This window comes from Pseudomonas sp. TE3644 (assembly GCF_056278815.1).
Genome location: NZ_JBWBQF010000001.1, coordinates 164,995 through 190,248 on the forward strand (window position 1 = coordinate 164,995; position 25,254 = coordinate 190,248).

General features: G+C 62.4%; 27 protein-coding genes. 20 read left to right on the forward strand and 7 right to left on the reverse strand.

Annotated features, from left to right (window positions below):
* Nucleotides 1-10 precede the first annotated feature (10 nt).
* Together ACZ9GA_RS00735 and ACZ9GA_RS00740 are read right to left on the reverse strand one after the other, a co-directional pair.
* Nucleotides 11-1,864, reverse strand: coding sequence for an Lnb N-terminal periplasmic domain-containing protein (locus ACZ9GA_RS00735; protein ID WP_457357865.1), 1,854 nt, complete (start codon nucleotides 1,862-1,864; stop codon nucleotides 11-13).
* 81 nt (nucleotides 1,865-1,945) lie between these two features.
* The gene (locus ACZ9GA_RS00740; RefSeq protein WP_457357863.1) at nucleotides 1,946-2,434 is read right to left on the reverse strand and encodes a DUF3015 domain-containing protein; all 489 of its coding nucleotides are present in this window, start codon (nucleotides 2,432-2,434) and stop codon (nucleotides 1,946-1,948) included.
* Nucleotides 2,435-2,775: 341 nt separating this feature from the next.
* Between ACZ9GA_RS00740 and ACZ9GA_RS00745 the strand changes: the two genes are divergently transcribed.
* From ACZ9GA_RS00745 to ACZ9GA_RS00765, 5 genes are all read left to right on the forward strand, one after another.
* Nucleotides 2,776-5,214, forward strand: coding sequence for a Lon protease family protein (locus tag ACZ9GA_RS00745; protein WP_457357861.1), 2,439 nt, complete (start codon nucleotides 2,776-2,778; stop codon nucleotides 5,212-5,214).
* 162 nt (nucleotides 5,215-5,376) lie between these two features.
* On the forward strand, nucleotides 5,377-5,697 hold the full coding sequence (locus ACZ9GA_RS00750) for a PA4575 family protein (RefSeq protein WP_416426968.1): 321 nt from the start codon (nucleotides 5,377-5,379) through the stop codon (nucleotides 5,695-5,697).
* Nucleotides 5,698-5,881: 184 nt separating this feature from the next.
* Entirely contained in the window at nucleotides 5,882-6,370 is a 489-nt protein-coding gene (locus ACZ9GA_RS00755; protein WP_457357858.1) for a TIGR00645 family protein, read from the forward strand.
* A gap of 104 nt (nucleotides 6,371-6,474) precedes the next feature.
* Nucleotides 6,475-6,780: a DUF6482 family protein gene (locus ACZ9GA_RS00760; RefSeq protein WP_027981201.1), complete on the forward strand. Its 306-nt coding sequence runs from the start codon at nucleotides 6,475-6,477 to the stop codon at nucleotides 6,778-6,780.
* Nucleotides 6,781-6,902: 122 nt separating this feature from the next.
* Complete coding sequence (locus ACZ9GA_RS00765) at nucleotides 6,903-7,520, forward strand: FKBP-type peptidyl-prolyl cis-trans isomerase (protein WP_457357855.1); 618 nt, start codon at nucleotides 6,903-6,905, stop codon at nucleotides 7,518-7,520.
* Between the two features lie 106 nt (nucleotides 7,521-7,626).
* On the opposite strand, the gene ACZ9GA_RS00770 is transcribed toward ACZ9GA_RS00765, so the two are convergent.
* The 3 genes from ACZ9GA_RS00770 to ACZ9GA_RS00780 all read right to left on the reverse strand — a co-directional run bounded on the left by ACZ9GA_RS00770 (nucleotide 7,627) and on the right by ACZ9GA_RS00780 (nucleotide 9,570).
* Entirely contained in the window at nucleotides 7,627-7,869 is a 243-nt protein-coding gene (locus tag ACZ9GA_RS00770) for a PA4570 family protein (protein ID WP_457357853.1), read from the reverse strand.
* 140 nt (nucleotides 7,870-8,009) lie between these two features.
* Nucleotides 8,010-8,351 carry a zinc ribbon domain-containing protein YjdM gene (locus ACZ9GA_RS00775; protein WP_027981204.1) on the reverse strand — a complete coding sequence of 114 codons (342 nt, stop codon included), beginning with the start codon at nucleotides 8,349-8,351 and terminating at the stop codon, nucleotides 8,010-8,012.
* Nucleotides 8,352-8,601: 250 nt separating this feature from the next.
* Complete coding sequence (locus ACZ9GA_RS00780; protein ID WP_457357851.1) at nucleotides 8,602-9,570, reverse strand: polyprenyl synthetase family protein; 969 nt, start codon at nucleotides 9,568-9,570, stop codon at nucleotides 8,602-8,604.
* 239 nt (nucleotides 9,571-9,809) lie between these two features.
* Between ACZ9GA_RS00780 and rplU the strand changes: the two genes are divergently transcribed.
* From rplU to ACZ9GA_RS00810, 6 genes are all read left to right on the forward strand, one after another.
* Nucleotides 9,810-10,124 carry a 50S ribosomal protein L21 gene (gene rplU / locus ACZ9GA_RS00785; RefSeq protein ID WP_007950961.1) on the forward strand — a complete coding sequence of 105 codons (315 nt, stop codon included), beginning with the start codon at nucleotides 9,810-9,812 and terminating at the stop codon, nucleotides 10,122-10,124.
* Between the two features lie 34 nt (nucleotides 10,125-10,158).
* Nucleotides 10,159-10,416, forward strand: a complete 258-nt coding sequence (gene rpmA / locus ACZ9GA_RS00790) for a 50S ribosomal protein L27 (protein WP_003281574.1) — start codon at nucleotides 10,159-10,161, stop codon at nucleotides 10,414-10,416.
* A 185-nt stretch (nucleotides 10,417-10,601) separates the two neighbouring features.
* Nucleotides 10,602-11,825 carry an Obg family GTPase CgtA gene (cgtA, locus tag ACZ9GA_RS00795; RefSeq protein WP_457357849.1) on the forward strand — a complete coding sequence of 408 codons (1,224 nt, stop codon included), beginning with the start codon at nucleotides 10,602-10,604 and terminating at the stop codon, nucleotides 11,823-11,825.
* Between the two features lie 203 nt (nucleotides 11,826-12,028).
* Nucleotides 12,029-13,147 (forward strand): glutamate 5-kinase, encoded by a 1,119-nt coding sequence (proB, locus tag ACZ9GA_RS00800; protein ID WP_455922128.1) that lies wholly within the window; start codon nucleotides 12,029-12,031, stop codon nucleotides 13,145-13,147.
* A gap of 9 nt (nucleotides 13,148-13,156) precedes the next feature.
* A complete protein-coding gene (locus tag ACZ9GA_RS00805; protein ID WP_457357847.1) occupies nucleotides 13,157-13,618 on the forward strand; it encodes a CreA family protein in 462 nt (153 codons plus the stop codon).
* 613 nt (nucleotides 13,619-14,231) lie between these two features.
* A complete protein-coding gene (locus ACZ9GA_RS00810; protein WP_457357845.1) occupies nucleotides 14,232-14,867 on the forward strand; it encodes an autoinducer binding domain-containing protein in 636 nt (211 codons plus the stop codon).
* 170 nt (nucleotides 14,868-15,037) lie between these two features.
* Here the strand turns inward: ACZ9GA_RS00810 and rpsT are convergent, their stop codons facing one another.
* Nucleotides 15,038-15,313: a 30S ribosomal protein S20 gene (gene rpsT, locus ACZ9GA_RS00815; RefSeq protein WP_027981210.1), complete on the reverse strand. Its 276-nt coding sequence runs from the start codon at nucleotides 15,311-15,313 to the stop codon at nucleotides 15,038-15,040.
* A gap of 251 nt (nucleotides 15,314-15,564) precedes the next feature.
* Here rpsT and murJ point away from each other — a divergent pair, with 251 nt between their 5' ends.
* From murJ to ispH, 6 genes are all read left to right on the forward strand, one after another.
* Nucleotides 15,565-17,103 carry a murein biosynthesis integral membrane protein MurJ gene (murJ, locus tag ACZ9GA_RS00820; RefSeq protein WP_457357843.1) on the forward strand — a complete coding sequence of 513 codons (1,539 nt, stop codon included), beginning with the start codon at nucleotides 15,565-15,567 and terminating at the stop codon, nucleotides 17,101-17,103.
* A gap of 107 nt (nucleotides 17,104-17,210) precedes the next feature.
* On the forward strand, nucleotides 17,211-18,164 hold the full coding sequence (gene ribF, locus ACZ9GA_RS00825; protein WP_455922124.1) for a bifunctional riboflavin kinase/FAD synthetase: 954 nt from the start codon (nucleotides 17,211-17,213) through the stop codon (nucleotides 18,162-18,164).
* Nucleotide 18,165: 1 nt separating this feature from the next.
* Nucleotides 18,166-20,997 (forward strand): isoleucine--tRNA ligase, encoded by a 2,832-nt coding sequence (gene ileS, locus ACZ9GA_RS00830; protein ID WP_457357841.1) that lies wholly within the window; start codon nucleotides 18,166-18,168, stop codon nucleotides 20,995-20,997.
* Nucleotides 20,990-21,505 carry a signal peptidase II gene (gene lspA / locus ACZ9GA_RS00835; protein WP_457357840.1) on the forward strand — a complete coding sequence of 172 codons (516 nt, stop codon included), beginning with the start codon at nucleotides 20,990-20,992 and terminating at the stop codon, nucleotides 21,503-21,505. Before ileS ends, lspA begins: the two co-directional genes overlap by 8 nt.
* Complete coding sequence (fkpB, locus tag ACZ9GA_RS00840; RefSeq protein ID WP_027981215.1) at nucleotides 21,498-21,935, forward strand: FKBP-type peptidyl-prolyl cis-trans isomerase; 438 nt, start codon at nucleotides 21,498-21,500, stop codon at nucleotides 21,933-21,935. The genes lspA and fkpB overlap by 8 nt, the downstream gene beginning before the upstream one ends.
* A gap of 33 nt (nucleotides 21,936-21,968) precedes the next feature.
* A complete protein-coding gene (ispH, locus tag ACZ9GA_RS00845) occupies nucleotides 21,969-22,913 on the forward strand; it encodes a 4-hydroxy-3-methylbut-2-enyl diphosphate reductase (protein ID WP_457357838.1) in 945 nt (314 codons plus the stop codon).
* On the opposite strand, the gene ACZ9GA_RS00850 is transcribed toward ispH, so the two are convergent.
* On the reverse strand, nucleotides 22,893-23,438 hold the full coding sequence (locus ACZ9GA_RS00850) for a GspH/FimT family pseudopilin (protein WP_457357837.1): 546 nt from the start codon (nucleotides 23,436-23,438) through the stop codon (nucleotides 22,893-22,895). The two genes, ispH and ACZ9GA_RS00850, sit on opposite strands and share 21 nt — an antisense overlap.
* A 143-nt stretch (nucleotides 23,439-23,581) precedes the next feature.
* On the opposite strand from ACZ9GA_RS00850, the gene ACZ9GA_RS00855 reads away from it, so the two are divergent.
* The 3 genes from ACZ9GA_RS00855 to ACZ9GA_RS00865 are packed head-to-tail and all read left to right on the forward strand — an operon-like array spanning nucleotide 23,582 to nucleotide 25,250.
* On the forward strand, nucleotides 23,582-24,046 hold the full coding sequence (locus ACZ9GA_RS00855; RefSeq protein WP_457357835.1) for a GspH/FimT family pseudopilin: 465 nt from the start codon (nucleotides 23,582-23,584) through the stop codon (nucleotides 24,044-24,046).
* On the forward strand, nucleotides 24,043-24,534 hold the full coding sequence (gene pilV, locus ACZ9GA_RS00860; RefSeq protein ID WP_457357833.1) for a type IV pilus modification protein PilV: 492 nt from the start codon (nucleotides 24,043-24,045) through the stop codon (nucleotides 24,532-24,534). Before ACZ9GA_RS00855 ends, pilV begins: the two co-directional genes overlap by 4 nt.
* Nucleotides 24,531-25,250: a PilW family protein gene (locus tag ACZ9GA_RS00865; RefSeq protein WP_457357832.1), complete on the forward strand. Its 720-nt coding sequence runs from the start codon at nucleotides 24,531-24,533 to the stop codon at nucleotides 25,248-25,250. The genes pilV and ACZ9GA_RS00865 overlap by 4 nt, the downstream gene beginning before the upstream one ends.
* Nucleotides 25,251-25,254 lie beyond the last annotated feature (4 nt).

The following is a 25,254-nucleotide window of genomic DNA, read 5'->3' on the forward strand; positions in this document are numbered from 1 at the left end:
GATGGAATTGTCAGTAGTGATACCACTGGAGCGACAGCATCACCTCGTTGCGCGGCCCGGTAAGCTCGCTGAAGTCGCGCTGGGCGCTCAGGCGCAGCCCAAGGTTGCGTGACAGCTCCCATTGCTGGTTCAGGCTCAGGGTGCGTCGTACCTCGCCGTTGAGGAAGTAGTCGCCCTGGGCTTCAAGGCGCAGGTTGCCCAGACGGTTTTTCCACAGCAGGCCGCTGTCGAAACCGGCGGCGGGGGAGACCAGGGCCGAGAAGTCGTTGTTGTGCTCCACCCGCACCGTGCCCAGGGCGAACGCCAGGGTGTTGTCGCCCAGCTGCCAGGTGCCGCCGGCGCCGCCGTTGACGTGGCTGACCAGGTTCTCGTCGCCGTGTTTGCCCAACACCCGCTCAAGGCCACCGGTGACCTGCCAGGACCAGGGTTGCAGCAGTTCGTTGCGCGGGGTCATGGAGCGGATGGTGGCCAGGTCCAGGCGCTGTACCTGCCAGCGGTTGCCCGCGTACTGGCGCAGTTTCATGTTGAGGATTTCGATCTGCGCGCCCAGCGGGAAGCCTTCGCTGTTGTCGTTGAGGTCGTGGTAGGCCATGCGCAGCCCGTACTCGGCGAAGTTCTTGCCGTCGCGGTTGCCTACGCCCACTTGCCAGGTGCGCGAATCGTGGCCGTCTTCGGGCAGGCCCGGGCGCGCAACGTTCAGCTCCGGGGGCGGGTTCTGGCTGATGGCCCGCAGCAGTTGGAAGCTGCGCTGGGTGCGCGCCGGGTCACGCTCCTGGGCAGTGGCGCGGTAGCGCTCCAGTCGGTAAGCCGCATCCTGGATCAACGCGCGGCGGTCGGCGGCCAAGGCCTTGTAGGTGGGGTTTTGCAGTTGATTGGTGTCCTCGGCCACCTTCAGCACCCATTGCTGCTCATCGGCGCTCAGCGGTTTGGCGCGGGCCAGCAGTTCACGTTCGCGCGAAGGGCGGTAGTCGATCTCGCCGACCATGCCGGCCTGCTTCACCGCTTTCACCGTGTCGGTGGGGATGGCCGTCAGCGGAAATTGCCCGGTCAGTTGCAGGCTGGGGCGCGCCACTTGCAGCAGTTCCAGCAAGCGGTACGAGCAGTTTTCGTCGAAGAAGAAATAGTCGAAGCGGACCTGCTTGAGCTCCCACACATGCTCCACCATGCGCCCGGTTTCCTCGGGCGTGAGATTGAGGTGGTACTCCCACAGGTCGCGGTTTTCCAGGCTGCGGTATTCGGCCAGTTTCTGCTGGTAGGGTACCAGCGAGAACATGCCCGGGTAGCCGCCGGCCAGGCCTTTCCAGGCATAGAGGATGCTGTTGTCATTGCCTTCAATGTAGGCGCCGAAATTGATCGCGTAGCTGAGCAGCGAGGTCTTGTCCTGCCGCGCTTCGGCCTGGTCGATGCGCAGCAGGGTGTGGCCGAACATGGACGACGGGCTGTTGAGGTAGGCGGCGGGGAACACCAGCACGGTGTGGTGCGGCGAGATTTCCTTGTACCACTTGTGGAAGTCACCACAGTCGGGCGCGGGTAATTCCTGCAGATTCAGTTGCTGGCGCAGCCAGCGGGTACGGGCGGGGAACACGCATTGGGCGTGCTGGTCGCCTTTGGCGGCAGGCGCGTAGAGCGCGTCGACTGTGGCCGCCAGTTCCTGGTCCGGGTGATGGGCACCGTCGGCCGCCAGGAAGAACCGCCGGTCATCGACGTAGCTGCGCCAGCCGCCGAATTTGGCCGGTGTGTAGTGGCCCAGGGCGATCCAGTACGGGTCGGCCGCCAGGGCTGTGATTCGGGATGGATCCACGTGAGGTGCGGCATGCAGCGGGGCGCAGACACAGAGCGCCAGGTAAGCGAGGCGTTTGAGCATCTTTGGCAACTAAGTCAGAGGGACGAAAAGGCGTGCCGCAGTGGCGTGGAAATCCCGCCCCGAGGGGCGGGCGGTTCGAGCTTAGGCCTCGGCCGCGTACTTGGCCAGGCGTGGGTCGCTTTTGAGTACCTGCAGGGTGTTGGCGTGAACATCGTCCGCCGTCACGTTGGCGGTGGTGAAGATGTCCTGGAAGTGCTGGTGGGTGACGGATTCGAAGTAGGCACGATCCTGTGGCGCCACGCCCAGTACCACGGCGTAGGTGGTCAGCGCTTCGCCCTGACCCTTGGCCATGTCTTCGGAGAGTTCGTTCATCATGCCGTTCATGGCGATCCACGACTTGCCGCCGTAGGTCAGTGCCGCGTTGGTGGAGCAACCGTTGGTGCCCGAGGTCATGCCGAAGGTGGCGTTGCCCGAAGTGCCGTTGGTGGTGGAAGCCAGGAAGTGTGCCGGCGTGCCGCGTTGGCCTGCGAACAGCATGTTCCCCCAACCGCAGTCCGGACCGCCAGGGGCCTGGGCCATGGCGTTGAGCGAGACAACGGTGAACAGCGTACCCAGAAGAATCCGTTTCATAGCTTTGTTCTCTTTGTAAGGTGCAAAACCAAAGGTTCAGGATTGCCTGGGACTGCCTGGCTCCAGGACGCAGTTTGGAGTTTAGGCGGGGTTTCACAGTTCCACTGAAAAACTGACTATTTCAAGTGCCCTGTGTTGCTGGGGGCAGGCTCTGCTGCTGTGGGAGCGGGTTCTACCCGCGAAGGCCACACCGCATGGGTTCAGATGCACCGCAGCGTCCCATTCGCGGGCAGAGCCCGCTCCCACACAGACAGTTGGTGCTACAGGTGGAAGCCGCTTGCAGCGCGGCGCTTATCGGCGCCAGAATGCCGTCATCTGCCCCGCCGAAGTAAGGATGCCCGATGCCTGATCCTGTTGCTGCCAGCTTGCGTCTTGCGCCAGAAGCGCTGACCCGTCCGTTTTCCGCTGAACAGTTCAGCTTCTCCACCACCAATGATCTGGAGCCCTTTCGCGGTGTGCTTGGCCAGGAACGCGCCGTAGAGGCGCTGCAATTCGGCGTGGCCATGCCACGCCCCGGCTACAACGTATTCGTGATGGGCGAGCCCGGCACTGGCCGTTTCTCGTTCGTCAAACGCTACCTCAAGGCCGAAGGCAAGCGCCTGAAGACGCCGGCGGACTGGGTGTACGTCAACAATTTCGACGAGCCCCGCGAACCCCGCGCGCTGGAGCTGCCAGCGGGCAGCGCGACCACTTTCATGACCGACATCGGCGGGCTGATCGACAACCTGCTGTCGACCTTCCCGGCGGTGTTCGAGCACCCGTCCTACCAACAGAAAAAAAGCGCCATCGACCGCGCCTTCAACCAGCGCTACGACCGCGCCCTGGACGTGATCGAGCGCCTGTCGCTGGAAAAGGACGTGGCCCTGTACCGCGACAGCAGCAACATCGCCTTCACGCCGATGCTCGACGGCAAGGCGCTGGATGAAGCCGAATTCGCCCAGTTGCCCGAAGCCGACCGTGATCGCTTTCACCAGGATATCTCGGACCTTGAGGAGCGCCTCAACGAAGAACTGGCCAGCCTGCCGCAGTGGAAGCGCGAGTCCGGCAACCAGCTGCGCCAGCTGAACGAAGAGACCATCACCCTGGCCCTGCAACCGCTGCTGGCGCCGTTGTCGGAGAAGTACGCGGAAAACGCCGCCGTCTGCGCTTACCTGCAGGCCATGCAGGTGTACTTGCTCAAGACCGTGGTCGAGCAACTGGTGGACGACAGCAAGACCGACGCCCAGGCGCGTAAACTGCTTGAAGAGCAGTACGCGCCGAGCCTGGTGGTGGGCCATCCGGGCAACGGTGGCGCACCGATGGTGTTCGAGCCGCACCCTACCTACGACAACCTGTTCGGCCGCATCGAATACAGCACCGACCAGGGCGCCCTGTACACCACTTACCGGCAGTTGCGCCCCGGTGCCCTGCACCGCGCCAATGGCGGTTTCCTGATTTTGGAAGCCGAGAAGATGCTGGGCGAACCCTTTGTGTGGGACGCGCTGAAACGCGCCCTGCAATCGCGCAAGCTGAAGATGGAATCGCCGCTGGGCGAGTACGGTCGCCTGGCGACCGTCACCCTGACGCCGCAGATGATCCCGCTGCAGGTCAAAGTGGTGATCATCGGTTCGCGCCAGTTGTACTACGCGCTGCAGGACGCCGATCCGGACTTCCAGGAGATGTTCCGGGTGCTGGTGGACTTCGACGAAGACATCCCCATGGTCGACGAGAGCCTGGAGCAGTTCGCCCAGTTGCTCAAGACCCGCACTTCGGAGGAGGGCATGGCGCCGCTGACCGCCGATGCGGTGGCGCGCCTGGCCACCTACAGCGCGCGTCTGGCTGAGCACCAGGGGCGCCTGTCGGCGCGCATTGGCGACCTGTTCCAGCTGGTCAGCGAGGCCGATTTCATTCGCCACCTGGCCAACGACGAGATGACTGACGCCGGCCACATCGACCGCGCGCTGAGGGCCAAGGCCACCCGCACCGGGCGGGTGTCGGCGCGGATTCTCGACGACATGCTGGCGGGCATCATCCTGATCGACACCGATGGCGCCGCCGTGGGCAAGTGCAACGGCCTGACGGTACTGGAAGTGGGTGATTCGGCGTTCGGCGTGCCGGCGCGTATCTCTGCCACGGTGTACCCGGGTGGCAGCGGCATCGTCGACATCGAGCGCGAGGTCAATCTGGGCCAGCCGATCCACTCCAAGGGCGTGATGATTCTGACCGGGTACCTGGGCAGCCGTTACGCCCAGGAATTCCCGTTGGCGATCTCGGCGAGCATCGCCCTGGAGCAGTCCTACGGTTACGTGGACGGCGACAGTGCGTCGCTGGGCGAGGCGTGCACACTGATCTCGGCCTTGTCGCGCACACCGCTCAAGCAGTGCTTCGCCATCACCGGTTCCATCAACCAGTTCGGTGAAGTGCAGGCGGTGGGCGGGGTCAACGAGAAGATCGAAGGCTTCTTCCGCCTATGCGAGGCCCGTGGCCTGACGGGCGAGCAGGGGGCGATCATCCCCTACGCCAACGTCGCCACCCTGATGCTCGACGAGAAGGTGCTGCAGGCCGTGCGTGACGGGCAGTTCCACGTGTACGCCGTGCGCCAGGCCGACGAGGCTCTGAGCCTGCTGGTGGGCGAGGACGCCGGCTCGCCGGACGCCAACGGTGAGTTCCCCGAGGGCAGCGTCAACGCCCGCGTCGTGGAGCGCCTGCGCGAGATCGCCGAGATGATCAGCGAGGAAGACCTCAAGGAAGCGGAGAAAGAGCACGCCGAGGCCGAACTGGCCCAGGTCAAGCCAGCCTGAACCCGGAAGGGCGCCGAATGACCATTCGGCGCCTGACCGCGCAGTCGCATTTTGCCAGCGCAGGTTTTCTTCTATCCTCAGGGCAAGGATAGCCACGGGTCGCAGGATTGAAACAGCCTTCCAGCGAAGGTTGAAGCAAAAGCTTTACCGAGGAGCGACGCCATGCCGCGCAACCTCAGCCTTACTCGCCAATGCCTGGGTCTGGTGACCCGAATCGAATGCAGCATACGCCCACTGGCCGGTGATACCGGGATGTGGACTCTGCTTTTTGCCGCCGGCATGGCCGGCGAACAGCCTTCCGCCATCAAATCCCAAGGCCCCTTCCCGGGCCCCACGGTGGCCGAGTCGGTGATGGAAGCCATTGTCGACAGCCTTACGCTGCATGGTTACCAGGTGGCGGGAGACCCGCAGATCTGGTCGCTGCACTTGCAGGCGCAACTGCGCAAGATCAATGGGGAGCGATGTCACCGCTGTTCCTCCTGACCACTATTGGTTGTGGGAGTGGGCTCTGCCCGCGAAAAGGCTAACGCGATCCGCCTGACGAACTGCAGTGGCCCTTTCGCGGGCAGAGCCCGCTCCCACGCGGCTACAGGTCGCAGGGGGGCAGGAATGGCATTTGCGCAGGTATAATCGGCTCCCCGATTTTACCGCCCAGGTGCCGTTTTCAATGGAACGCTTTATCGAAAAAACCATGTACGCCTCGCGCTGGCTGCTGGCGCCCATCTACGTGGGCCTGTCGCTGGGCCTGCTGGCGCTGGCGTTGAAGTTCTTCCAGGAAGTCTTCCACGTCATCCCCAACGTGTTTTCCATGGGTGAAGCCGACCTGATTCTGGTGTTGCTGTCGATGATCGACATGGCCTTGGTGGGCGGCCTGCTGGTGATGGTGATGCTCTCGGGCTACGAGAACTTCGTCTCGCAACTGGACGTGGACGAGGGCGAGGAAAAGCTCAGCTGGCTGGGCAAGATGGACTCCAGCTCGCTGAAGATGAAGGTGGCGGCCTCCATCGTGGCCATCTCCTCCATCCACCTGCTGCGCATGTTCATGGACGCGCGCAACATCGAGCCGCAATACCTGATGTGGTACGTGATCATCCACATGACCTTCGTGGTGTCGGCGTTCGCCATGGGATACCTGGACAAGCTGACCAAGCACTGATTTGACCGGTATCGGACAGGCGGTGTGATGGCCGCCTTGTGCTTTGTCTGGCGCTGTATGAAAAATGAGCAGCGGTATCCAGACAAATCATTTGAGGTGCAGTCATGAATTTTCAGGAACTGACCACCCACGCCAATGCCGGCCTGATCGACGAGCTCAACCTGATCTCGCTCGAAGGCGGCATCTACCTGCTTGAAGCGCGCATGCATGGCAAGGCCCACCCGCTCAACGATGCGAGCGGGCACGCCATGCACTTGCGCTCGGTGGAGCATGCCCGCGACCTGTTGCACACATTGCCCGTGGTGCCGTTCCACCTGATCCACGGTTCGGTGCACGACGAAATGTGCGGCCTGGGTGCCAGTGCCGAAGAGGACCTGCGCGTTCCTATCTCCTTTCGCTCCCGCCACTGACGGCCCGGGCAGGCTGGACTGGCCATTTCAGTGTGCTAGTCTGCTTGCCCTTTTGGTTTGGGCCCGGGGAGGCAGGTGACGTCATGGTTGCCGGCTGCCGGGCCCTGCAGCGGAGCACGAAGATGTCCGAAGTAAACCTGTCCACAGACGAAACCCGCGTCAGCTACGGCATTGGCCGTCAGCTGGGCGACCAGCTGCGCGACAACCCGCCACCGGGTGTCAGCCTGGACGCGATCCTGGCCGGCCTGACCGACGCTTTCAACGGCCAAGCCAGCCGTGTCAGCCAGGACGACCTGTCTGCCAGCTTCAAGGTGATCCGTGAAGTGATGCAAGCCGAAGCGGCTGCCAAGGCCGAAGCGGCCGCTGGCGCTGGCCTGGCGTTCCTGGCTGAAAACGCCAAGCGTGAAGGCATCACCACCCTGGCTTCGGGCCTGCAGTTCGAAGTGCTGACCGCCGGTGAAGGCGCCAAGCCTTCGCGTGAAGACAGCGTGCGCACCCACTACCACGGCACCCTGATCGACGGCACCGTGTTCGACAGCTCGTACGAGCGTGGCCAACCGGCTGAATTCCCGGTAGGCGGCGTGATCGCTGGCTGGACTGAAGCACTGCAACTGATGAACGCCGGCAGCAAATGGCGTCTGTACGTGCCTAGCGAACTGGCCTACGGTGCCCAGGGCGTTGGCAGCATCCCGCCGCACAGCGTGCTGGTGTTCGACGTAGAGCTGCTGGACGTACTGTAAGACTCTGTAGCCGCTGCCGTAGGCTGCGCTGGTCCCCGAGTACACTGGAGATTTTCAGCGAGGCTCAGGGCCAGCGCAGCCTGGCGGCAGCGGCTACGATTGCGATTCAATGCAGGCTGCTTACTGGGCGCAACGCTCGGGCATAGCAGAACAGAAACAGGTTTCGCACCAGCTCCTTGAGCACGATCGGCTCGCTGGAGTTCAACCCCGACAAGTCCAGGTCGCCCTGGTCGCGCAGTTCATCCAGTGCTTCTTGCTCCAGTACCGCACACACTTCCCCCGTCTCGCGATGCAGGATGCGCAGGTAGGGCTGTGGCCGGTCCAGCCAGGCGTCGATGAGATAAGTCATGATAGTTCTCCTTGAAAGCGTTTCAATGAGAATAATTCTTATTCAAAGAATAGCAAGGCTCTATCGCGGGTATTTTCTCGAGCGGGGGTAGAGGAGGGGGGCGGAGGCCGCAGCGGGCAGCCTCGCAACCATTCGTCAGGTCAGACCTTGCGGACGAATTCGGACTTCAGCTTCATCGGGCCGATGCCGTCGATCTTGCAGTCGATGTCGTGATCGCCGTCGCACAGGCGGATGTTCTTGACCTTGGTGCCCACCTTGACCACCAGGGAGGTGCCCTTGACCTTGAGGTCCTTGATCACGGTGATGGTGTCGCCGTCCTGCAGCACGTTGCCCACGGCATCCTTTTTCACCGCGTCATCGCTGGCAGCTTCGGCTTCGCCGCCGGCCGACCACTCGTGGGCGCACTCGGGGCATACCAGCTGGGTGCCGTCCTCGTAGGTGTATTCGGAGTTGCATTTGGGGCAGGCAGGCAGAGTGCTCACGCGGGATCCTCGGTGCGGGCAAAATAAAGGCGCGCATTGTATAGGGTTTTTAATCGCGTTGTCTGGTTCCCGGGCAGAGCCCGGTCCTACACCGGTCGCGGCAGTAGTGTCAGGGAGGCAAAGCTATTAGCCCTTGGAGGCACCGCAGGTCTCCCTGCTGCGCCCCCAAAGGCTAAAAGCTTGATGTCATTGATTCAACTGCCGCGATCGGTGTAGGACCGGGCTCTGCCCGGGAACGAGGCGCCGCGATCTAGTGCGTGCGGGCTACGGCGAATTCGCTCAGTTCAACCAGCGCATCGCGGTATTCGCTTGGCGGCAGGGCGTCGAGGCAGGCGATGGCGCGCTTCACGTAGTCGCGGGCCAGGTTGGCGGTGTAGTCCAGCGCCCCAGAGCTTTCCACGGCGGCGCGGATGCTTTCCAGGTCTTCGATACCGCCTTTCTGGATCGCCTTGCGCACCAGGGCTGCCTGTTCGGCCGTGCCTTCGCGCATGGTGTAGATCAGCGGCAGGGTAGGCTTGCCTTCGGCCAGGTCGTCACCCACGTTCTTGCCTAGGGTCTCGGCGTCGCCCTTGTAGTCCAGCAGGTCGTCGACCAGTTGGAAGGCCACGCCCAGGTGGTCGCCGAAGGTGCGCAGGGCTTCAGCCTGCTCAGGCGAGGCCTCGGCCAGCGCCGCGGCGCTGTGGGTGGAGGCTTCGAACAGCATCGCGGTCTTGCCGCGAATCACTTCCATATACACTTCTTCGGTGGTGCTGGCGTCGCGAACCTTGGACAATTGCAGCACTTCGCCCTCGGCGATCACGCGCGTGGCCTGGGACAGGATGCGCATCACCGGCATCGAACCCAGTTCGACCATCATCTCGAACGAGCGCGAGTACAGGAAGTCACCCACCAGCACGCTGGGGGCGTTGCCCCACATGGCGTTGGCGGTGGAGCGGCCACGGCGCATGCCGGACATGTCGACCACGTCGTCATGCAGCAGGGTGGCGGTGTGCAGGAATTCGATGGTGGCGGCCAGCAGGCGCAGGTCGTCGCCTTCGCGGCCCAGGGCCTTGCCACACAGCAGCACCAATAAAGGACGCAGTCGCTTGCCCCCGGCCGACGTGATGTAGTCGCCGATTTTCGACACCAGCGGTACGCGCGAAGTCAGTTGCTTCTTGATGATGACGTCGACGGCGTTGAAATCGTCCGCCACCGCGCGGTAGAAAGCTTGGGGTTGCATCAGCGACAGGTGCTCCAGAAGGGATGCGCGGCATGCTAGGTCGCAGGTCCGGCCCTGTCAAGGCGCGATGGACGGCCTATTGCAAGGCGGGCGGGGCTTGCGTACAATCGCGCACCCTGAACTTCCTGGGCAGCACCTGCCTTACGCAATTGCATTTGGGTCGTTCCACCCCATGCAGCCATGCCAGCCGACACTCTACTTATAAAGAGCTGGGTGAGCAGGATTATCGGAGAAATACCATGTCTTACGCAGTAATTGTTACCGGTGGCAAGCAGTACAAAGTCGCCCCGGGTGAGTACCTGAAGATCGAGAAACTGGAAGTCGCCACTGGCGAATCCGTTACCTTTGATCGCGTTCTGCTGGTCGCCAATGGCGACGACGTCAACATCGGCGCTCCAGTTGTTGCTGGCGCTACCGTTGTTGCTGAAGTGATCTCCCAAGGTCGTCACGACAAGGTTCGTATCATCAAGTTCCGTCGTCGTAAGCACCACATGAAGCGCATGGGCCACCGCCAGTGGTACACCGAGATCAAAATCACCGGTATTCAGGCTTAATTTCAGCCTAATTCCTCACTAGGAGAATTGACTCATGGCACACAAAAAAGCTGGTGGTAGTACCCGTAACGGTCGCGACTCAGAAGCCAAACGCCTTGGCGTGAAGATGTATGGCGGCCAGGCTATCAAAGCAGGCAACATCATCGTGCGTCAGCGCGGCACCCAATTCCACGCTGGCTACGGCGTTGGCATGGGTAAAGATCACACTCTGTTCGCTAAAGTCGAAGGCGTGATCAAGTTCGAAGTTAAAGGCGCCTTCGGTCGTCGTTACGTGAGCGTAGTCGCGGCCTAATCGCGAATTCGCTTGGAAAGCCCTGTCTCGCGACGGGGCTTTTTCGTTTGTGGGGTGAGTCTCTTGCAAAGGTTTGCATGGGCCGCTGGCGCGAGTATCGTTGATGGGGTCCGCCGCGCTCATTTTTGCAAGAGCCTTATGTCTTTGCTTCTTTTGGCTCGTCCGTAAGGCGAGAGGCGTTTTTCATGAAATTTGTTGATGAAGTATCCATCCGGGTAAAAGCAGGCGACGGCGGCAATGGCTGCATGAGCTTCCGCCGGGAAAAGTTTATTGAAAATGGTGGCCCCAACGGCGGTGACGGTGGTGACGGCGGCTCGATCTACATGATCGCCGACGAAAACCTCAACACCCTGGTGGATTACCGTTACACCCGTCACTTCGACGCCGAGCGCGGTTCGAACGGCGGTAGCACCGACTGCACCGGCAAGAAGGGTGAAGACCTGGAGCTGCGCGTGCCGGTCGGCACCACCGTGATCGACGCGGCTACCCAGGAAATCATCGGTGACCTGGTCAAGGCCGGTCAGCGCTTGCTGGTTGCCCATGGCGGCTGGCACGGCCTGGGTAACACCCGCTTCAAGTCCAGCACCAACCGTGCGCCGCGTCAGACCACGCCGGGCAAGCCGGGCGAGCAGCGCGACCTGAAGCTGGAAATGAAAGTGCTGGCCGACGTCGGCCTGCTGGGCTTGCCGAACGCCGGCAAGAGCACCTTCATCCGCTCGGTATCGGCCGCCAAGCCGAAAGTTGCCGACTACCCGTTCACCACCCTGGTGCCGAACCTGGGCGTGGTCAGCGTCGACCGTTGGAAGAGCTTCGTCATCGCCGACATTCCGGGGCTGATCGAAGGCGCTTCCGACGGTGCCGGCCTGGGTATCCGCTTCCTCAAGCACTTGGCTCGTACCCGTGTGCTGCTGCACCTGGTGGACATGGCGCCGCTGGACGAGACCAATCCGGCCGATGCCGCTGAAGTCATCGTCAACGAGCTGACCAAGTTCAGCCCGTCGCTGGTGGAGCGTGAGCGCTGGCTGGTACTGAACAAGTGCGACCAGATCCTGGAAGAAGAGCACGAAGCGCGCGTCAAGGAAATCGTTGACCGCCTGGAGTGGGAAGGTCCGGTCTACGTGATCTCGGCCATCGCCAAAGAGGGCACCGAGCGCCTGACCCGCGACCTGATGCGCTACATGGAAGACCGCGCCGACCGCCTGGCCAACGACCCGGCCTACGCGGCCGAGCTGCGTGACCTGGATCAGCGCATCGAAGACGAGGCGCGTGCCCAGCTGCAGGCGCTGGACGATGCCCGTACCCTGCGCCGCACTGGCGTGAAAAGCGTGCATGACATCGGCGAAGATGACAGCTTCTGGGATGAAGAGGACGCTGAAGACGGTCCGGAAATCATCTACGTACGCGACTGACTTTGCTGTAGCCGCTGCCGCAGGCTGCGCTGGCCGGTGTGAACCCTGGGGATTCTCAGTGGTGCACAGGGCCAGCGCAGCCTGGCGGCAGCGGCTACGGTGTGTAGGTTGCAAGTCCGTAGTAAACTACAGCGCCGCTCCCCTCCAGGGAGCGGCGTTTTGGTTTCTACGAATTATTTCTCCCGGGCATAGGTTGGAAGAACATGCGGAGCAAGGTGACGGGTGCGCAGCGCTGGGTCGTGAAAATCGGCAGCGCGTTGCTGACAGCTGACGGCAAGGGGTTGGATCGTGCCGCCATGGGCGTGTGGGTCGAGCAGATGGTGGCCTTGCATGAGGCGGGTGTCGAGCTGGTGCTGGTGTCTTCGGGCGCCGTGGCGGCCGGCATGAGCCGTCTGGGCTGGGCCAAGCGACCCAGTGGCATGCACGAGCTGCAGGCGGCCGCCGCCATCGGCCAGATGGGGCTGGTGCAGGCCTGGGAGTCGAGCTTTGCCGAGCACGGCCGGCACACCGCGCAGATCCTGCTGACCCACGACGACCTGTCTGACCGCAAGCGCTACCTCAACGCCCGCAGCACCCTGCGCACCCTGGTGCAGCTGGGGGTGATCCCGGTGATCAACGAGAACGACACCGTGGTCACCGACGAGATCCGTTTCGGCGACAACGACACCCTGGCGGCGCTGGTGGCCAACCTGGTGGAGGCCGACCTGCTGGTGATCCTCACCGATCGCGACGGCATGTTCGACGCCGACCCGCGCAACAACCCCGATGCCCAGCTGATCTACGAAGCCCGTGCCGATGATCCGGCGCTGGATGCGGTGGCGGGCGGTACCGGTGGTGCCCTGGGGCGCGGCGGCATGCAGACCAAACTGCGTGCAGCGCGCCTGGCGGCACGTTCCGGCGCTCACACCATTATCGTCGGCGGTCGCCTGGAGCGCGTGCTGGATCGCCTCAAGGCGGGCGAGCGCCTGGGTACCCTGCTGTCGCCTGAGCGCGGCATGCTGGCGGCGCGCAAGCAGTGGCTGGCTGGCCACCTGCAAACCCGTGGCACCCTGACCCTGGATGCCGGCGCCGTCCAGGCGCTGCTGGAAGGCCACAAGAGCCTGCTGCCGGTAGGGGTGAAGGGCGTGCAGGGTGCGTTCCGTCGCGGCGAGATGGTGGTGTGCCTGGCGCCCGATGGGCGTGAAGTCGCCCGCGGCCTGGCCAACTACAGTGCAGCGGAGGCGCAGAAGATCATCGGTCAGTCCTCCGAGGTCATCGAAAGCCTGTTGGGCTACATTGCCGAGCCTGAGCTGGTGCACCGCGACAATCTCATTCTGGTCTGAGGATTCACCATGCGCGTGATCAAAGGAATTGTCGGGCTGTTGCTGGCCCTGCCGTTGTTGGCCTCGGCCGAGGAAATCGGTCAGGTGTCGACGGTGTTCAAGTTCGTCGGCCCCAATGACCGTATTGTGGTGGAGGCTTTCGATGATCCCAAGGTGCCGGGCGTGACCTGCTACCTGTCGCGCGCCAAGACGGGCGGCATCAAGGGCGGGCTGGGCCTGGCCGAGGATCGCGCGGAAGCATCGATCGCCTGTCGTCAGGTGGGGCCTATCCAGCTGCCAGCGGACATGAAGGATGGCGAGGAGGTGTTCAAGGAGCGCACCTCGCTGGTGTTCAAGACCATGCAGGTGGTGCGCTTTTTCGACAAGAAGCGCAACACCCTGGTGTACTTGGTGTATAGCGATCGCGTGATCGAGGGTAGCCCGCAGAATGCGGTCACTGCCATTCCAATCCTGCCGTGGGCCAAGCCTTAGCGGCGGTGCGGTATGTTCAAAAGAAACGGCGAGCCTGGCTCGCCGTTTTTTTATGCGTTTGAAAAGTTGCCGGGAAGTTTATTCCCTCTTGCGTATGGCTGGTAATCAAATGGCTCATGGAATTGCAGGGTGTTTGTTTCCTTGTGGAAGTTACAGTTATCAGGCGTCGCATAAAGTTGCTATGGGGGTGTATGAGTGCTTTTCAAATAATTAATGCAGTGTCGTCCATAGGCCCCTTGATATAGGCGGTCTGTAGATGTTTCCGAGTGTTCCGGTAATTGGTTGGGATCCATTTTTCAGTCGTTGCCAAGGCAGTTTTTCCCTGACCGATGAAAGTGTTTCGGCGCATTGACACGTTTTCGGTGCGTGCGTAGTGTCCCGCCCGGTCGCACGCCGGCGCGACACGCAGAGCCCCGCAGGCCGAGGGTTCTGCAAGCAGAGGGATAGCGCTGTCCCTCTTGTAATGGTTGAAACGTTTATTGAGTGCAGGACTATGATTAAAAGCCGGGTATTGAATCAGTCGGTCGACGGTGTTCGTTTGTTGGAAAGTTCACTGTTGGCGGACTTTGCCTTATTGGCGGGGCGTGCTCATCAGCGCGGATGGGAATTACGCTTGCGCAGCATATTGAAGCGCATGAGCTACCGTTATTACTCCATGTCATTTTCCGGGGTCAAAAACACGGAGTTCGGACGGCCGTTGACCAACTTCCCCCGAAGTTGGCTTGAGCATTACGAGCGCGAGGCGTACCAGGAAATTGATCCCATTACCCGGCATTGCCGACAGCACCTCAAGCCGTTGTTCTGGGAGCGCGCGCAGCGGCGGGCGCGGGGGCGCACCAAAGAGTACTGGGAGGCGATGGGGCTGCATGGCATGCGTGCGGGCGTCAGTATCCCGCTGCGCGGCAAGACCCTCTCTGGCTCGCTGAGTGTTGCCCACCCGATCGGCGATGGCTTGGTGGCCAGTGATGATGATCTGGGGTTGCTGTTCATGATGGTGCCCTACCTGATCGAAGGCTTGCAGCGGCGCATGGCGATCGAGCAGGCGCCTACCTCGTGCCTGACCTTGAAGGAGGCTGAATGCCTGGGGTGGGCGAGCATGGGCAAGACCAGTTGGGAGATTGGTCGCATCATTGGCTGTGCCGAGCGCACGGTGGACTTTCACATTGCCAATGCCGGGCATAAGCTGGGGTCCAGCAACCGTGGCCATGCCATCGGTATTGCCGTGTCCCAGGGCCTGATCTCATTCTGAGGCGCGGCGTGTAGCCGCTGCCGCCAGGCTGCGCGGGCCCTGTGCCTCGCTGCAGATTCCCAGGGTTCACACGGGCCAGCGCAGCCTGGCGGCAGCGGCTACGGGGCATTTATTACGGGCAACAAAAAACCGACCCTGAGGTCGGTTTTTTGGTACATCAAGCAATAAGCTTAGGCGGCAGCCTGAACCAGTGCTTTGATGTGGCCATTCAGACGGCCTTTATGGCGAGCAGCCTTGTTCTTGTGGATGATGCCTTTATCGGCCATACGGTCGATAACTGGCACAGCCAGAACGTAAGCAGCTTGTGCTTTTTCGGCGTCTTTTGCGTCAATGGCTTTGACTACATTCTTGATGTAGGTGCGGACCATGGAACGCAGGCTGGCGTTGTGGCTGCGACGCTTCTCAGCCTGTTTTGCACGTTTTTTGGCGGAAGGTGAGTTGGCCACCGTCGAGCTCCTCGAAAGACTTTTTAAATAGCAAACAAAATAGGCCGCGAATCATGCCGATGACTGAATCTGTTGTCAAGGGTGCTTGAGACGTTCCGCTGAGTGGTCGTTAACCAGAGTGAGTGATTCACTTCTGACGCATGACCTGTAAACTCGCGTTTTTTGGCTCTGCCTGCTGATGCGGCGCGGAGTATCGCACAGTTGGGCGCATTCTCGCGCTGCTCTTTGTCCAGAAGGCAAAAATTCTTTCGATGAATCTTCTCAAGTCATTGTTCGCGGTCAGCTCCATCACCATGATCTCGCGGGTGCTGGGCTTTGTGCGCGACACCCTGATCGCCCGCATTTTCGGTGCCGGCATGGCCACCGACGCCTTCTTCATTGCCTTCAAACTGCCCAACCTGCTGCGGCGTATCTTTGCCGAAGGCGCGTTTTCACAGGCCTTCGTGCCGATTCTGGCCGAGTACAAGAACCAGCAGGGGGAGGAGGCCACGCGCACCTTCATCGCCTATGTGGCGGGCATGCTCACCCTGGTATTGGCGTTGGTGACGGTGGCAGGGATGATCGCCGCGCCGTTCGTCATCTGGGCCACGGCGCCGGGTTTTGCCGACACGCCGGAAAAATTTCATCTTACCGCTGACCTGCTGCGGGTGACGTTCCCCTACATATTGCTGATTTCGCTGTCGTCGTTCGTGGGCGCCATCCTCAATACCTGGAACCGATTTTCGGTGCCGGCCTTCACGCCGACGCTGCTGAATATCGCGCAAATTATTTTCGCGCTGTTCCTGACACCGTACTTCAACCCGCCGATCATGGTGCTGGCCTGGGGCGTGCTGGCCGGTGGTCTGGCGCAGCTGCTATACCAACTGCCGCACCTGAAAAAGATCGGCATGCTGGTGCTGCCGCGTTTCAGCTGGCGCGACACCGGCGCGCTGCGCGTGATGAAACAGATGGGGCCGGCGATTCTCGGTGTGTCGGTGAGCCAGATCTCGCTGATCATCAACACCATCTTCGCGTCTTATCTGGCCGCAGGCTCCGTGTCGTGGATGTATTACGCCGACCGCTTGATGGAGCTGCCCTCCGGCGTGCTGGGCGTGGCCTTGGGCACCATCCTGCTACCCACCCTGGCCAAGACCTACGCCAATAAAGACCGCCACGAGTATTCGCGCATCCTCGATTGGGGCCTGCGCCTGTGCTTTATCCTGGTGTTGCCGTGCGCGGTGGCCCTGGCGCTGTTGGCCGAGCCGCTGACCGTGGCGCTGTTCCAATACGGCAAATTCGATGCCTTTGACGCTTCCATGACCCAGCGCGCCCTGATCGCCTACGCCGTCGGCCTGCTGGGCATCATCCTGATCAAGGTGCTGGCCCCAGGCTTCTATGCCCAGCAGAACATCCGCACCCCGGTAAAGATCGCCGTGTTCACCCTGGCGGCCACGCAATTGATGAACCTGGCGTTCATCGGCTCCCTGGCCCATGCCGGCCTGGCCCTGGCGATCAGTGGCGGGGCGTGCCTGAACGCCGGCCTGCTGTATTGGCAGCTGCGCAAGCAGGACATGTTCCAGCCCCAGCCGGGCTGGATGAAGTTCTTTGTCAAACTGTTGCTGGCGGTGATCGCCATGGCGGCGGTGCTGCTGGGCATGCTGCACTATATGCCCGCCTGGTCGGACGGCCAGATGCTGGCGCGCTTCCTGCGCCTGGGCGCTTTGGTATTGACAGGCGTGGTAGTGTATTTCGGTGTGCTGTTCGCCTTCGGTTTCCGACTGCGCGACTTTGCCCGGCGCGGGCTGGCGTAAAGCCAGGCGTCGGTTTTCCGGTTATGTGACCTGCCTGTGGCGGTGGCGCCTGTCGCCAGCGCCCGTGTGTGGTTATAATCGGCCACTTTATGAGCAAGAAGCGCGTTATGCAGCTGGTTCGAGGCCTCCACAACCTGCGGCCCCAACATCGGGGCTGTGTCGCCACTATTGGCAACTTTGACGGTGTTCACCGTGGCCACCAGGCTATCCTGGCGCGGCTGCGCGAGCGTGCCCGGGAGTTGGGCGTGCCCAGCTGCGTGGTGATTTTCGAGCCCCAGCCGCGCGAATACTTTGCCCCCGAGACCGCCCCGGCCCGCCTCGCGCGCCTGCGCGACAAGCTGGCGCTGCTGGCCGAGGAGGGCGTGGACCGCGTGCTGTGCCTGGCCTTCAACCAGCGCCTGTGCAAGCTCAGCGCCGCCGAGTTCGTCGACACCATATTGGTCGATGGTCTGGGTGTGCAGCACCTGGAAGTGGGTGATGATTTCCGCTTCGGCTGCGACCGCCTGGGCGACTTCGACTTCCTGATGCAGGCGGGCGTGGTCCAGGGCTTCACCGTTGAAGCGGCGCAAACCGTCGAGCTCAATGGCGTGCGCGTCAGCAGCACGCAGGTGCGCAAGGCCCTGGCCGCCGCCGATTTTTCCCTGGCCGAGCAACTGCTCGGCCGCCCGTACCGCATTGCCGGGCGGGTGCTGCACGGTCAGAAGCTGGCCCGCCAACTGGGCTGGCCAACGGCCAACGTGCAGCTCAAGCGCCGTCGCGTGCCGTTTACCGGGGTGTACCAGGTAAGCGCCGAAATCGACGGCACGCTATGGCCGGGAGTCGCCAACATAGGCGTGCGGCCAACCGTTGCAGGTGATGGCAGTGCCCACCTGGAAGTACATTTGCTGGACTTTGCCGGTGACCTCTATGGCCGGCGTTTGACGGTGGTATTCCACCACAAGCTGCGTGATGAGCAGCGTTTCGCCTCCCTTGAGGCGCTGAAGTCGGCGATCGATGCGGATGTCGCCGCCGCCCGAGCCTATGCCCTTGAGCATCGGCCAACTGCTAACCCAAGAGCCTGAAATGACCGACTACAAAGCCACGCTAAACCTTCCGGACACCGCCTTCCCAATGAAGGCCGGCCTGCCCCAGCGCGAGCCGCAAACTCTGCAGCGCTGGGACAGCATTGGCCTGTACCAGAAGCTGCGTGAAATTGGCAAGGATCGTCCAAAGTTCGTGCTGCACGACGGCCCTCCGTACGCCAACGGCAGCATTCACATCGGTCATGCGGTCAACAAGATCCTCAAGGACATGATCATCCGTTCCAAGACCCTGGCCGGCTTCGATGCGCCGTACGTGCCGGGCTGGGACTGCCATGGCCTGCCGATCGAACACAAGGTGGAAGTCACCCACGGCAAGAACCTGGGCGCCGACAAGACCCGCGAACTGTGCCGCGCCTACGCCAGCGAGCAGATCGAGGGCCAGAAGGCCGAGTTCATCCGCCTGGGTGTGCTGGGTGACTGGGCCAACCCCTACAAGACCATGAGCTTTGGCAACGAGGCCGGTGAAATCCGCGCCCTGGCCGAAATGGTCAAGAACGGTTTCGTGTTCAAGGGCCTCAAGCCGGTGAACTGGTGCTTTGACTGCGGTTCGGCCCTGGCCGAGGCGGAAGTGGAATACCAGGACAAGAAATCCGACACCATCGACGTGGCCTTCAACGTCGCCGACCAGCAGAGCCTGGCCGACGCCTTCGGCCTGCCGGGCCTGGAAAAGACTGCCGCCATCGTCATCTGGACCACCACCGCGTGGACCATCCCGGCCAACCAGGCACTCAACGTGCACCCGGATTTCACCTACGCCCTGGTGGACGTCGGTGACCGCCTGCTGGTCCTGGCTGAAGAGCTGGTCGAAGCCTGCCTGAGCCGCTACGGCCTGACCGGCAACACCATTGCCACCACCAAGGGCTCGGCCCTGGAAAACATCCACTTCCAGCACCCGTTCTACCACCGCACCTCGCCGGTCTACCTGGCCGAGTACGTGGAACTGGGCGCCGGCACCGGCGTGGTTCACTCCGCGCCTGCCTACGGTGAAGACGACTTCGTGACCTGCAAGAAGTACGGCATGGTCAACGATGACATCCTCAACCCGGTGCAAAGCAACGGCGTGTACGTGGATTCGCTGGAGTTCTTCGGTGGCCAGTTCATCTGGAAGGCCAACCCGAACATCATCGCCAAGCTGGCCGAAGTCGGCGCGCTGATGAACACCGAAACCATCAGCCACAGCTACATGCACTGCTGGCGCCACAAGACCCCGCTGATCTACCGTGCCACCGCGCAGTGGTTCGTGGGCATGGACAAGCAGCCTACCGACGGTGCCACCCTGCGCAACCGCGCGGTGAAAGCCATCGAAGAGACCAAGTTCGTTCCGGCCTGGGGCCAGGCGCGCCTGCACTCCATGATCGCCAACCGCCCGGACTGGTGCATCTCGCGTCAGCGCAACTGGGGCGTGCCGATCCCGTTCTTCCTGAACAAGGAAAGCGGCGAGCTGCACCCACGCACCGTCGAACTGATGGAAGAAGTGGCCAAGCGCGTTGAAGTCGAAGGCATCGAAGCCTGGTTCAAGCTGGACGCCACTGAGCTGCTGGGCGCCGAAGCGGCCCAGTACGACAAGATCAGCGACACCCTGGACGTGTGGTTCGACTCCGGTACCACTCACTGGCACGTGCTGCGTGGCTCGCACCCGATGGGCCACGAGACCGGCCCGCGTGCCGACCTGTACCTGGAAGGCAGCGACCAGCACCGTGGCTGGTTCCATTCGTCCCTGCTGACCGGCTGCGCCATCGACAACCATGCGCCGTACCGCGAGCTGCTGACCCACGGCTTCACCGTGGACGAGAACGGCCGCAAGATGTCCAAGTCGCTGGGCAACGTCATTGCCCCGCAGAAGGTCAACGACACCCTGGGCGCCGACATCATGCGCCTGTGGGTATCGGCCACCGACTACTCGGGCGAAATGGCCGTGTCGGACACCATCCTGCAGCGCAGCGCCGACGCCTACCGCCGTATCCGTAACACCGCGCGCTTCCTGCTGTCGAACCTGTCGGGCTTCAACCCGGCCACCGACCTGCTGCCAGCCGATGAAATGATCGCCCTGGACCGCTGGGCCGTCGACCGCGCCCTGCTGCTGCAGCGCGAGCTGGAAGAGCACTACGGCGAATACCGCTTCTGGAACGTGTACTCCAAGATCCACAACTTCTGCGTGCAGGAGCTGGGTGGTTTCTATCTGGACATCATCAAGGACCGCCAGTACACCACCGGCGCCAACAGCACCGCACGCCGTTCGTGCCAGACCGCGCTGTTCCACATCTCCGAAGCGCTGGTGCGCTGGATCGCACCGATCCTGGCGTTCACCGCCGACGAGCTGTGGCAGTACCTGCCGGGCGAGCGCAACGAATCGGTCATGCTCAACACCTGGTACCAGGGCCTGACCGAGCTGCCGGAAGGCTTCGAACTGGGTCGCGAATACTGGGAAGGCGTGATGGCGGTGAAGACCGCGGTCAACAAGGAGCTGGAGAACCAGCGCGCGGCGAAAGCCATCGGTGGCAACCTGCAGGCCGAAGTCACCCTGTACGCCGACGAAACCGTCAGCGCCGACCTGGCCAAGCTGGGCAACGAGCTGCGCTTCGTGCTGATCACCTCCAAGGCCAGCGTGGCGCCGTTCGTCGATGCCCCGGCGGATGCCGTGGTCACCGAAGTGGCGGGCCTGAAGCTGAAAGTGGTCAAGTCCGGCTACACCAAGTGTGCCCGCTGCTGGCACTTCCGCGATGACATCGGCGTGAACGCCGAGCATCCGGAAATCTGCGGCCGTTGCGTGGACAACATCAGCGGTGCGGGCGAGGTGCGTCACTATGCCTAAGGCCGATGCCGGGCGCTTCGGGCGCCTGGGCTGGCTCTGGCTGAGCGTGCTGGTCCTGGTCCTCGACCAGGCCAGCAAGTTCTACTTCCAGAGCAACCTGAGCCTGTACCAGCAGATGGTGGTCATCCCTGGCTACTTCAGCTGGACACTGGCCTATAACACCGGCGCCGCTTTCAGCTTCCTGGCTGACAGCTCGGGCTGGCAGCGCTGGTTGTTCGCCCTGATTGCCGTGGTGGTCAGCGCCGTGCTGCTGGTGTGGCTCAAGCGCCTGGGCCGCAACGAGAACTGGCTGGCGGTAGCGCTGGTGCTGGTGCTGGGCGGCGCGCTGGGCAACCTGTACGACCGCATCGCGCTGGGCCACGTCATCGATTTCGTGCTGGTGCACTGGCAGAACCGCTGGTACTTCCCGGCGTTCAACCTGGCCGACAGCGCTATTACCGTGGGCGCCGTGATGCTGGCCCTGGACATGTTCAAGAGCAAGAAAACCGGAGAAGCGGTCAATGACTGAGCAGCGTATCGCTCAAAACACCGAAGTCACCCTGCACTTCGCCTTGCACCTGGAAAACGGTGACACCGTCGACAGCACCTTCGACAAGGCCCCGGCCGTGTTCAAGGTGGGCGACGGCAACCTGCTGCCAGGCTTCGAGGCCGCCATCTTCGGCTTCAAGGCCGGTGACAAGCGCACCGTGGTGGTCCCGCCGGAGAACGCCTTCGGTCAGCCCAACCCACAGAACGTGCAGATCATGCCACGCTCGCAGTTCCAGGACATGGAGCTGTCGGAAGGGCTGCTGGTGATTTTCAACGACGCGGCCAATACTGAGCTGCCAGGTGTAGTGAAGGCGTTCGACGATGCGCAAGTGACCGTCGACTTCAACCACCCGCTGGCCGGCAAGACCCTGAACTTCGAAGTGGACATCATCGACGTCAAGGCTCTTTGAGCCTGACGCCTGCGCGCTGACACGAGGCCTAGCATGCAAATCAAACTCGCCAACCCCCGTGGCTTCTGCGCCGGCGTGGACCGGGCGATCGAAATCGTCAACCGCGCCCTGGAAGTCTTCGGCCCGCCGATCTACGTGCGTCACGAAGTGGTGCACAACAAGTTCGTGGTCGAAGACCTGCGCAACCGCGGCGCCATCTTCGTCGAAGAACTGGATCAGGTGCCGGACGACGTCATCGTCATCTTCAGCGCCCACGGCGTTTCCCAGGCCGTGCGCCAGGAAGCGGCTGGCCGTGGCCTGAAAGTGTTCGACGCCACCTGCCCACTGGTGACCAAGGTGCACATCGAGGTGGCGCGCTACAGCCGCGACGCCCGCGAATGCATCCTGATCGGCCACGCCGGCCACCCGGAAGTGGAAGGCACCATGGGCCAGTACGACGCCAGCACCGGTGGTTCGATCTACCTGGTGGAGGACGAGAAGGACGTTGCCAGCCTGCAGGTGCGCAACCCCGACAACCTGGCCTTCGTGACCCAGACCACCCTGTCGATGGACGACACCAGTCGCGTCATCGATGCGCTGCGCTCGCGCTTCCCGAACATCGGCGGCCCGCGCAAGGATGACATCTGCTACGCCACGCAAAACCGCCAGGACGCGGTCAAGCAACTGGCCGACGAGTGCGACGTGGTATTGGTAGTGGGCAGCCCCAACAGCTCCAACTCCAACCGCCTGCGCGAACTGGCCGAGCGCATGGCCACCCCCGCGTACCTGATCGATGGTGCCGAGGACATGCAGCAATCCTGGTTCGACGGCGTGCAACGCATCGGCATCACTGCCGGCGCGTCGGCCCCCGAAGTGCTGGTGCGCGGCGTGATCGCGCAACTGCATGCCTGGGGCGCCACCGGTGCCGAAGAGCTGGACGGGCGGCCGGAGAACATTACGTTCTCGATGCCCAAGGAACTACGCGTCAAGGCGATCTGATCGCTGCTGCGGTGAACAAAGGGCCTCATGGGCCCTTTCGTTTGCCAGGCGCACGCGGCCGGTCTTGGCCACGACCACCTGATAGTGACTTTCCCCTGTCGCACCGTCGCAGACATGCACGGTACCCGCCTGAAACGCCCCGCTGTCCTGCAATGCCCACCCCTGCGGGGTGAAGCGCACCTGCTGGCGTACCGGGCCATTGCCCTTGACCGTCAGCCGCGAATCCCCCTGATTGACCCGCAGCACCGGGTTGCTGGCATCTTCAGCGCCCTTGCCGCTGTGGTCGGCGATGATCCGCCAGCCATTGCTCCAGTCACCGTCCAACGCATGCAGCAACACATCGCGGCTGCCCAGCACGGCCTCGGTGCGCGCAGCGCGCAGGCCGGTCAGCAGTTCATGGGCGGCGATGTGGCGGCGCTGGGCCTGGATCATGCTGTGGAAGGTGGGCAGGGCGAGGTGCATCAGCACCGCGGCGATGGTGACGGCCATCATCAATTGCAAAAGGTTGAAACCCTGTTGGTGCATGCCGGCGCTCCTTGCGTGGCGAATTGGAAACGAGTTTGTACAGATGGACGCTGATCCCTCTGGAACAACCGTATATCCTGTGCCGTGCTTTGGCGCAGGTAGTGGTGGTTTATAGTCCGGCGCATTGGGGAGGGGTGGGGCAGATGGATTCAAGACGTAACGGATTTACCATGGTGGAGATGATTGTGACCGTCGCGATACTGGCGATCATGGCCGCTATCGCTGCACCTGCGTTCACTCGACTGATCGCCAGTAATCGCGCTGACAGTGAAACCGGGGATTTCTACCGGGCCCTGACCTATGCACGCGTTGAAGCGATAGATCGTGGTTTGAATGTGCGCATCACCCCGGCGACGCCCGGCGTCTGGACAGGCGCCCTTAACGTGGCCATGAGCTCGGCTGGCACCACCTTGCGGGTCATTCCGGCCATGAGCAGCAACTCTGCACTGAGCTTCAGCACGACTGCCGCGTACATTGAGTTCAATAACCTGGGCGCCCTGAACTACCCGGCGGCTGCCCTTACCTTGACCTACACCCAAGGCACCATCACCCGTAACCTGGGGATATGCCTCAATGGCCGGGTGGTGTTGAGTGGGACCTGCTCATGAGCCTGAAACCTGCCCAGAAGGGCTTCTCCCTTATCGAAGTGCTGGTGGCGCTGCTGGTCATGGCCATCGGCTTGCTGGGGGCTGCGGCGATCCAGCTCAATGCGCTGAAGTACACCGACAGTTCGGCCTTGCGTACCCAGGCCAGCTTCATCGCGTACGACATGCTTGATCGTATTCGTGCCAATAACACGGTCAATTACAGCCTGGCATCTACGAGCACGTCGACGGCCACCAATGACACCAGCAACCCGCGCTCGCTGGACTGGTACGACTTCAAGTACAACATAGTCAATCAGTTGGGCAGTGCTGCTACCGGCTCCATCGTCATTGCCAGCAACGTGATCACTATCACTATCAGCTGGGATGACAAGCGTGCAGCAAGCACCTTGAATGGAGTCGGGGCGATCGTCGCCGATCGCAGCGGTTCCCCCACCCAGACCTTCACGCTCGTCTCCCGGGCCTTCAACGACGGGACGGCCACCCAATGAGAAAGCATTCAGCCGGTTTGGGCCTGATCGAACTGATGGTAGCGATGCTGTTGGGCGTGATCATTCTGTTGGGCGTCACGCAGATATTCGTCTCCGCGAAGAATACCTACCTGGCCCAGAACGCTTCGGCGGCGATGCAGGAAGATGCCCGCTATGCGCTGAGCCGCATGCTGCAGGAAATCCGCATGGTGGGCATGTTCGGTTGCGTGAACACCGTGACCCCGGACGCGACGGCCACCGACTGGGTGGCCTCGGTGCTGTACCCGATCAACTTCGTTTCGGCCACCAACACCCTGACCCTGGTCACTGGCGACGTGGGCGCCAACGGCACCACGCCAACCTGGACCATCCTGACTGACTGCTTGACCACCTCGACCGTTTCCGCAGGGGCGAAAACAGCGGCTACCGGGCAGATCGCGTTGCCGATCCGCCGGGTGATCTACACCTACAACGCAACTACCAAGCAACTGCTGACCACCACCGGTACCACCCAGTCGGTGCTGCTGAACAATGTCTCGGCCATCACACTGCTGTTCGGAATGGCGGCCGATACCAGCTTGAGTACGCCGATCACCTCCTACAACGCGACCCCGGCCACCACGTCCCTGGGCATGGTGCGCAGCGTGCGCATCAGCCTGACGCTGACCGATCCCAATGGTCGGGTGAAGGATCAGGTATTCAGCGCAGTTGCGGGCATCCGCAACCGTCTGCCGTGAGGAG

Bases quoted from the DNA above. Each gene is read 5' to 3' on its own strand.
- ACZ9GA_RS00750 (WP_416426968.1), top strand. From the start codon at position 5,377: ATGCCGCGCAACCTCAGCCTTACTCGCCAATGCCTGGGTCTGGTGACC.
- ACZ9GA_RS00760 (WP_027981201.1), top strand. From the start codon at position 6,475: ATGAATTTTCAGGAACTGACCACCCACGCCAATGCCGGCCTGATCGAC.
- ACZ9GA_RS00755 (WP_457357858.1), top strand. From the start codon at position 5,882: ATGGAACGCTTTATCGAAAAAACCATGTACGCCTCGCGCTGGCTGCTG.
- ribF (WP_455922124.1), top strand. From the start codon at position 17,211: ATGCAGCTGGTTCGAGGCCTCCACAACCTGCGGCCCCAACATCGGGGC.
- ACZ9GA_RS00735 (WP_457357865.1), bottom strand. From the start codon at position 1,864: ATGCTCAAACGCCTCGCTTACCTGGCGCTCTGTGTCTGCGCCCCGCTG.
- rpmA (WP_003281574.1), top strand. From the start codon at position 10,159: ATGGCACACAAAAAAGCTGGTGGTAGTACCCGTAACGGTCGCGACTCA.
- cgtA (WP_457357849.1), top strand. From the start codon at position 10,602: ATGAAATTTGTTGATGAAGTATCCATCCGGGTAAAAGCAGGCGACGGC.
- murJ (WP_457357843.1), top strand. From the start codon at position 15,565: ATGAATCTTCTCAAGTCATTGTTCGCGGTCAGCTCCATCACCATGATC.
- ACZ9GA_RS00780 (WP_457357851.1), bottom strand. From the start codon at position 9,570: ATGCAACCCCAAGCTTTCTACCGCGCGGTGGCGGACGATTTCAACGCC.
- pilV (WP_457357833.1), top strand. From the start codon at position 24,043: ATGAGCCTGAAACCTGCCCAGAAGGGCTTCTCCCTTATCGAAGTGCTG.
- ACZ9GA_RS00855 (WP_457357835.1), top strand. From the start codon at position 23,582: ATGGATTCAAGACGTAACGGATTTACCATGGTGGAGATGATTGTGACC.
- ACZ9GA_RS00740 (WP_457357863.1), bottom strand. From the start codon at position 2,434: ATGAAACGGATTCTTCTGGGTACGCTGTTCACCGTTGTCTCGCTCAAC.
- rplU (WP_007950961.1), top strand. From the start codon at position 9,810: ATGTCTTACGCAGTAATTGTTACCGGTGGCAAGCAGTACAAAGTCGCC.
- ACZ9GA_RS00765 (WP_457357855.1), top strand. From the start codon at position 6,903: ATGTCCGAAGTAAACCTGTCCACAGACGAAACCCGCGTCAGCTACGGC.
- ACZ9GA_RS00770 (WP_457357853.1), bottom strand. From the start codon at position 7,869: ATGACTTATCTCATCGACGCCTGGCTGGACCGGCCACAGCCCTACCTG.
- proB (WP_455922128.1), top strand. From the start codon at position 12,029: ATGCGGAGCAAGGTGACGGGTGCGCAGCGCTGGGTCGTGAAAATCGGC.
- ACZ9GA_RS00745 (WP_457357861.1), top strand. From the start codon at position 2,776: ATGCCTGATCCTGTTGCTGCCAGCTTGCGTCTTGCGCCAGAAGCGCTG.
- lspA (WP_457357840.1), top strand. From the start codon at position 20,990: ATGCCTAAGGCCGATGCCGGGCGCTTCGGGCGCCTGGGCTGGCTCTGG.
- ACZ9GA_RS00805 (WP_457357847.1), top strand. From the start codon at position 13,157: ATGCGCGTGATCAAAGGAATTGTCGGGCTGTTGCTGGCCCTGCCGTTG.
- fkpB (WP_027981215.1), top strand. From the start codon at position 21,498: ATGACTGAGCAGCGTATCGCTCAAAACACCGAAGTCACCCTGCACTTC.
- ispH (WP_457357838.1), top strand. From the start codon at position 21,969: ATGCAAATCAAACTCGCCAACCCCCGTGGCTTCTGCGCCGGCGTGGAC.
- ACZ9GA_RS00850 (WP_457357837.1), bottom strand. From the start codon at position 23,438: ATGCACCAACAGGGTTTCAACCTTTTGCAATTGATGATGGCCGTCACC.
- ACZ9GA_RS00865 (WP_457357832.1), top strand. From the start codon at position 24,531: ATGAGAAAGCATTCAGCCGGTTTGGGCCTGATCGAACTGATGGTAGCG.
- ileS (WP_457357841.1), top strand. From the start codon at position 18,166: ATGACCGACTACAAAGCCACGCTAAACCTTCCGGACACCGCCTTCCCA.